This window comes from Roseateles agri, assembly GCF_034043675.1.
GTDB lineage: Bacteria > Pseudomonadota > Gammaproteobacteria > Burkholderiales > Burkholderiaceae_C > KK5.
The window spans coordinates 1-6,219 of sequence record NZ_JAXCLA010000015.1; the positions used below are offsets into that span (position 1 = coordinate 1).

Genomic DNA, 6,219 nt, shown 5'->3' on the forward strand with positions numbered 1-6,219 from the left:
TGGCTTCATGATCCTGCTCCTGTTGAAGAGCGAGGCGGATTGCCTCGCCGATCAACGGTGGCAGGAATGGCGGATCGAGTTCGGACCAATGCCGCCGGAGCAGCTACCGCGAGAGCGGTTTAGTCCAATGCCCTTTCAACGACAGTCACCTGGACGAGTTCCCTTTCCGCATAGCTGACATTGCCAGCAGTCATAGCGTCGTCCTCGCCAGGCCACTCCTCAGTGGCATGGATCGGCTGATCAGATATGCGTGGTGCACAACAAGCTCAGTAGCACCGACCCTCAAATCTTGTTTGCCATACGCACTGCCTCCGGTTGTTGCTGCCCCCAGCCTAGGATCGCCCCGACGCGGTGCATCCGGGCAAACCAAGTTGGGCGGGTCGCAGCTTCAATTCAAGCGGAAAGCGGCAGGGGCATCGCGGAGATCGGCGAGATCCAGTTCCAGCAGGGCCCCGCTGCTCATCAACTGCACGCCGATCGTGAAGGCTCCGACGGCCGCCAGGTTGACTTCGATGACGCCGCCGCTGTCGAAGGTGAACGGCCGGATGATCGGTTCGGGGAACGTCGGGTGTAGATAGAGCCTGACTTCGGTTCCTGCCAGCGTGCTGCGACCCATCGCATTGCGGGCACAGATCATCAAGGCGACCAGGAAGACGCCGGGGCGCCCACGCACTTCCCGGATTGTGGCCGCGACTTCAGCATGTTCGGTTGACGGCAAGCCGCCAAATTGGCCCTTCCACGGATCGTTCTGAATGGGACCTGGCTGGATGAAAGGCCGTGCACCGCGCGCTTCGTCGCCCTCTGCAAGTTTTTCGGTCATCAGGGACGACGCGGCTGCAGCGGCGGCCGCTGCAGCCGCCTTGGGATCGCCAGTCCGTTTGGAGAACTCCTGCGTCAGGTTCTTCGCGCGCGCTTCGGCAAGCTCGGCTGCATCCTTGGCGTCGAGGCGAGATTCCTGCCGCATGTCGCGCCTGGCCTTGGCCAGTTCCGCCGGGAGGTAGCGTCTTGTCCAAAGATAGGAGGCGGCGAATCCGAGGAAAGCGTATCCCCCGAGAAGCAGGCCTCCAACGACTTCAGCGGCGCTCGCCGCTCGCGCGACTTCAGCCTGCGCATCCTTCAAAGCCTCAGCCGCCGCTGCGCGACGCTTGTCATAGGCTTCACCGGACTCGCTTGGCGCGATCTTCACCGCATCGAGCGTGGCCTGCGCTTTGGCCGCACGTATGGACGCTGCGGCCAGGTCGGCGGAGGAAGTGCCCTCCATCGCCATGCCAATTGAGACGGCCGCGCGATCGAACCGCACCGTCCAGCTCTCGAAGTTCGCGAGGGACAGGGCGATGATGGCCCCAGTCAGCCAGGTCGCGATTCGTTCGAGCGAGCTGCTGTCGCGGTACCAGTCTTCGGAAGCGGGAGGAGATGCCGCGGTGGCGTCCGACTTCGGCTGTGGACTCACGACGACCGGCGTGCTCTCGGGTAGTCCGAAGATCAAGCCGACCAGCCCGCCGCAGCCGAGGCCTGCGATTGCGGTCATCCCGCCGATGAAGAGGTACCGCCAACTGGCCTGGCTCACGGACTGGACGGTCAGGAGGAGGAAGCCGACGACTATCAAGGCCGAGATGACCAGGAAGGCGAAGCCGGTTTTTGTCTTGATCTTGAAAAGCTCCGGCATGGGCTCCCTCCAATCAATGCAGATAGCCTGAGTCAAGCATGATCCGGTGGCAGCGGTTTTCCCCTGAGAACGATGCGCCGACGAAGATCACCTGGCATGTCGAGAACGCCTCGCGTTCCAGCAGATCAGCGAATGGCTTGGTCACCAGACCCTCGATTTCCGAGATGGCCCGACCTCGAAAGTAAGCGGGGAAGTCGACGACGACGATCCCGGGGTATCTGAATTCATCTTGCGCGCTCAGGGAAAGCAGCCCGTAGTGATACGCCATCAGGAAGAGCAGGCCGTCTGACCCGCCCAGCGCGCGGTCCCACTGGACGTCGCCGACGCACAACTGCAGTTCGTTCCGGCGGGAGATACGGATGCTGACGTCGCGGTGCCTCCACAGCTGGGGGTTCAGCTGATTCACGAGGCGCAGGTACTCGTTCATGGCCTCGCAGAGGAAGTCGGTCCGCTTCTTTAGCATATCCGACAAGTCCGCCAGCCGGATGCGCTCCGACAGTTCCCAGATTTCCTGTTGGGTCTGCTTGAGGTGAACTTCCGAAGTGGACGACCAGCTTTGGAGGACCTCGGCGGACCGCAGCCTCTCATGGCCCTCGCCGGCGCGGCGCGCGTCAGCCACCAACTGTTCCAGGCGTGCGCGGTCCGGAATTTGCGCAGGCGCAGTGCTTTCCGGCCCGAGTTGGATCGCCGCTTCCAGTGCCGAAAGCTCCTCTTGAAGCTTGGACACGATCCTCTTTGGGTTCAGGGCGTTGAGCGCCTTGGCGTCCGGCAGTTCCGCCGTGCTGCCCCCGGCCATGAGCCACAGGGCCATGCGACCCGCGTAGATCTCGACGGCGTGGCGGTCAGCGCGCTCCCGAAGCGACCGGAGTTTCTGCAGGTCTTCGCCGTAGACGTCGGCCGCCAGGTCGAGGAACTGCAGGATGCAGGCGCTCGTCTCGATGGGCGTCTGGCGGTCCGCCAGGTCGCTCCAGAACCGCTGCTGCCGATAGATGTGCCGGTACAGCGTCCGAAAGCTCAATTCGGGCCAGGTCCTCTCCAGCGAGGAGACGCCCTTGGGGTAGCGAACGGGCGGGTAGTCCAGCTTCCCGAGCAGCCAATGCTGGAAGCCCTTGAGGTCATGTGACGTGCCGTCGATCTCGACCTTGGTCTTCATGCCATCGAGGCCGATGAACCGCTCCAGCTGAAATGACTCGCTCCCGAGGCGCACCTCGGCCGCGATGCTTTCGTACTGAGCGAAGTTCTCCCGCGGGAATCGATTGAAGAACGGCTCGGGATCCCCAAACAGGTAGTCGAGCATGCGGACCCACTGCGTCTTCCCTGCGTTCGGCGGCCCCGTGACGAGATTCAAACCATCCCGAAATTCAAGCGCCTCAACCACGCCGGCATGCGTCTTTCGCGAAAGGCGCTCGATCCGGAGGTGTTGCACGGGGCAGGCCCGCCTCAGTGACTTTGCCGTCGCTTTGCTGCGGCGTTGAACTTTGCGACGGACACCTTCAGGTGCCAGAAGATGTCGGGGTGTTCAGCGACGACTGTGCCGAGCTGCTTGTACACGCCCTCCACGATCTCAAAATCGTCGTCGGTCGCGAAAACCTTGAATTGCCGCCTGCCTGAGTGCAGCTTGCTGATCATCCGTTCCCGCCAGAAATAGAGCTCACCGATCAACTTGTTTCGCGAATGCACCGCCTCAAGGCTCTTGTTCTGCAGGTTGCCGTTCCACTCGATATAGCGCTGGTGGAAGCGGCCGCCTTCATTGGTGATCTCCGGCGCAAAACTCGCGCCGGTCGGTGCCGCCTGAGTGGTGGAGAGCTTGTGCAGGGCTTCACGAACCTGGAGACAGATTTCTTCTCCGAAGCCCGTGGTCTCGAGCTTCTGGAGGTCGCGAATCAGGCGCTCCAGGCCGTCGATCAACAGATGATTGATCGCCCAGCCGTTGCTGCCCGACCACTGCTCGCTGAGGTTGCCCATCGCCGTCTCCTGCCAGTTGCGTAGGCTCAGGCTAAGGGACGAAGATGACGGTTGCGTGTACGCGCCGAGCCCGCTGGTATGTCGAAGATGTACGGCAGCCGAGGTTCACCGCAATGACATTTGCCGGCTCCATCCTCGGTATTGAGGATGCCTGCGCTAACGCTGCATGCGAACGTGTCCTCCGCTGTTGATTCTTCGATGAGCGACCAAGCAAGGGAGAGGCACATGACCACCAAGGTCGAACAGCTTGTTCAGGCCACTGCCGAACAGCGGGACCGCGTGCGCAGGCTTGTGGCCAATGGCCAGTGGAAGCGCGCTGAACCCGACACCGAGCGATTCCGCCGCTTTGCGGCAAAGCGAATCCAGATACGGACGAGGAGTGGGGCCGAGTCCATCCAGGGCGACAGCCTGGACTTCCAGCCTGCCAGCTTCCTGCCGGAGGGGGCGACAGTCCGAAGAGCGGTGGCCTATGTCGAAGCGTCATTCGGGACGGTCAGCACGACAGGCTCTGGCTTCATGATCAGCCCAAGGCTGTTCATCACGAACCAGCACGTCATCCCGGATGCGAAAGCCGCGCTTGGCGCCACCATCACGTTCGACCGCGAGCTGGACGAGACGGGCCGCCCCAGGCCGGTCACGTCCTTCACGTTGGATCCCGACACCTTCGCCCTCTTTTCCGACGAAGCCGAACTCGACTATGCGGTGATTGCCGTAGGCAACCGGCTGTCGGGCCCGGGCTCATTGGAAGAATTCGGCTATTGCCCCCTGTCGAACGCTCCTGACAAGCATGTCGTTGGCATGAGCACAAACATCGTCCAGCATCCGCTGGGCCAGCGAAAGCTCATCTCGATCCGCAACAACCTGCTGGTGGTCCGCACGGAAACCACGCTGTTGTACGAGACGGATACCCAGATCGGATCGTCGGGTTCGCCCGTATTCAACGACGACTGGGAGGTGGTCGCCCTGCATCACTACGGCGAACCCTTCCTGCGAAAGGTCGATGACGACGGCAAACCCGTGCCGGCGGCGGTCAACGAAGGCATTCGTATCAGCGCACTGGTAGACGACCTGATCAAACGTCGCGGCGAGGTGCCCGTAACTTCAGTCGCCCTGCTTGCCCAGGCGCTTGAGCTGGGCGTGCAGGCCAACGCGAAGACGATACAGGGGCCGCGGCTCGGTCCACCTCGCCTTTCCCCGCCGCCAGCGCGCGCGTTGCCGCCGGCGACACCGGCTGAAGCCATCCACCTCAACACTCTCAGCGAGGCCACTCCCATGACTGATCCGAAGCCCAGCGCGACCGTTGATTTCATCATTCCCGTGCGCATTTCAGTGTCGCTGGACGGTGCCGTGGCGGCCCAGGCGGCCCCTGCGGGTGCCGCTGCCGCAGCAGCGTCGCGCAACGGGGTGACGCTTGCACCCGCGAAGCCCCTGGCGAGCTCGGCCGAAGCCGTCAAGGTGGACAGTGATTACGGCAACCGCAAGGGCTTCATCACCACGTTCGTGCCAGGCGTCGAGATTGGACTGCCTGCGCTGATCGGCGACCTGTCCAACCAGGTTGCGCCGCTGCGAGCGACCGAGCCCCAGGCCGTCGAGGGTGAGCTGAAGTATGAACACTTCAGCGTCAAGCTGCATCGCACGAAGCGCATCGCTATCTTCACCGCGACCAACATCGACGGCGAAACCTACCTCGCCGTCGATCGGGATACCGGGGAGGTCAAAGCCTCCGAGGGGGATCGGTGGTTCAAGGATCCCCGCGTCAGCGAAAGCTTCACCCTGAACCAGGACTTCTACTCGGCGTGGTCAACGTACTTCGACCGCGGCCACCTGACACGCCGAACCGACCCCACCTGGGGAACTGAGGAAGAAGCCAAGCGCGCAAACGCCGACACCTTCCATTTCACCAACTGCTCGCCCCAGCATTTCCGCTTCAACCAGAAGGCGAAGTTCTGGCAAGGTGTCGAGCGCTACGTTCTTGAGACCGGTGTATTGGCGCAGGACGTTCGGCGTGCGCTGTGCGTCTTCCAGGGACCCATCTTCGACGACACCATCGACCGCTGGGCCGACGACATCCAGATCCCCTCGTCGTTCTTCAAAGTCGTCGTCTGGATGGGCCAGGACAAATTGAAGGCGGTGGGCCTGGTCGTCGACCAAGGTGCGCTGCTCGACGAAGCGCGTGTGAATCTTGGCGAGCCGACGTCGCCGTCCTCTGTCAACATCAAGCAGTGGCGCGTGCCCATCAAGACCATCGAGAAGCGGACGGGTCTCGACTTCGGTGACCAGATTCGCGCAGCCGACACCATCAAGCAGACGACCCAACCCGTTGTCGGGGCGGAGGCTCTGACGGGCATCCTGATCACATCACTGTCGGACATCGACCTGTAAGCCGCGCCAACGTCTCGGCGGAGACAGGCCGAAGGTGATCAGGCAGCCTGAGAAATCCGTCGTTCGTTAGACGCCGCTCCTGTTTAGGTTTGTCCGACACCTGCCCGTCGCGGCAGACAGCTCGCCGCGGTACACCGACCTGAGGGCAGGTGTTGGGTAAACCTCAAGGGAGGAAACCGCGGCGCACGTGGTGGTGCTTGTCGAAG

The 6,219-nt window shown here is 62.6% G+C and carries 4 protein-coding genes; 1 reads left to right on the forward strand and 3 read right to left on the reverse strand.

What is annotated here, in order from left to right:
- Positions 1-388: 388 nt before the first annotated feature.
- The 3 genes from SNE35_RS31920 to SNE35_RS31930 form a co-directional block, all read right to left on the reverse strand.
- On the reverse strand, positions 389-1,666 hold the full coding sequence (locus SNE35_RS31920; RefSeq protein WP_320427117.1) for a pYEATS domain-containing protein: 1,278 nt from the start codon (positions 1,664-1,666) through the stop codon (positions 389-391).
- A gap of 13 nt (positions 1,667-1,679) precedes the next feature.
- Positions 1,680-2,963, reverse strand: coding sequence for a hypothetical protein (locus SNE35_RS31925; protein WP_320427118.1), 1,284 nt, complete (start codon positions 2,961-2,963; stop codon positions 1,680-1,682).
- 143 nt (positions 2,964-3,106) lie between these two features.
- Positions 3,107-3,631: a hypothetical protein gene (locus SNE35_RS31930; protein ID WP_320427119.1), complete on the reverse strand. Its 525-nt coding sequence runs from the start codon at positions 3,629-3,631 to the stop codon at positions 3,107-3,109.
- Between the two features lie 225 nt (positions 3,632-3,856).
- Here SNE35_RS31930 and SNE35_RS31935 point away from each other — a divergent pair, with 225 nt between their 5' ends.
- Positions 3,857-6,013, forward strand: coding sequence for a DNA/RNA non-specific endonuclease (locus SNE35_RS31935; RefSeq protein WP_320427120.1), 2,157 nt, complete (start codon positions 3,857-3,859; stop codon positions 6,011-6,013).
- Positions 6,014-6,219 lie beyond the last annotated feature (206 nt).